This window comes from Vibrio sp. 2130-1, assembly GCF_033339515.1.
The window spans coordinates 1-915 of sequence record NZ_JAWOUT010000122.1; the positions used below are offsets into that span (position 1 = coordinate 1).

Here is a 915-nt window from a genome sequence, read left to right on the forward strand (position 1 = left end):
TAACATTGTGAAATTTCACAATTTTATGAAAGCTTCACGAAAATAAAGCTGTGAAATTTTACAAGTCAAAGTTCACCGACAGAATAAAATACTAGAAAGCGCACTGTTTCCAGTGCGCTTTTAGATAAATAGTGAGGAAGTAAAGGCTAATACTAATAGCTAAAGCAGTTCGGAAACCACATCTGCAAGTTGGTTAAAAGTGTTTGTTCTTGATGAACTAGGGCGCCAAACCAAACCAATTTCGCGATACGCCTGCTGGCCAGGAGGGTCGATCACCACCAAATTTTGGTTGTGTAACAAGCCGTGTTCGATTGCCATTTGAGGAATAAAAGTGGTACCTAAGCCGTTCGCGACCATCTGCACCAAGGTATGTAAGCTGGTTGCCGTAAACGGGTTAATTTTCTCTTTATCGGTCAGCTTACAAGCGGAAACTGCATGTTCAGTTAAACAATGCTCTTTCTCTAATAGGAACACCGACTCATCCGGCAGATCGTCATAACGAATCGGTACAGGAATCGAATCGACTTGGTTTGCACTGATCACCATACGGAACGGATCTTTGCCGACGATGCGACTCTCCATGCCATCGATTTCAACTGACAACGCTAAGATCAGTACATCTAACTCACCATGGCGCAGCGCTTGCAACAAATTGGTGGTGGTGTCTTCTCTTAATAGAAGGTTTAGTTGAGGGAATCGATAATTCACCTCTTGGACGAGGTCACACAATAAGAACGGTGCAATCGTTGGAATACACCCAACCTTCAACTGGCCTTTCATATCATCGCCCTGACATAATCGGCCAAGTTCTACTAAATCTTGTCCTTTGGCCAATAGCTCTCGACCTTGCTTTACGACCATTTCTCCGGTCTGGGTAAAAACCACAGGGCTTTTCTTGTCTTTCTTTTCGTAAAG

General features: G+C 43.4%; 1 protein-coding gene. It reads right to left on the minus strand.

Annotated features, from left to right (window positions below):
* Positions 1-159 precede the first annotated feature (159 nt).
* Positions 160-915, minus strand: a 756-nt coding sequence (locus R7Q09_RS24635; RefSeq protein ID WP_318143760.1) for a LysR substrate-binding domain-containing protein, incomplete at its 5' end; no start/stop codon positions are given.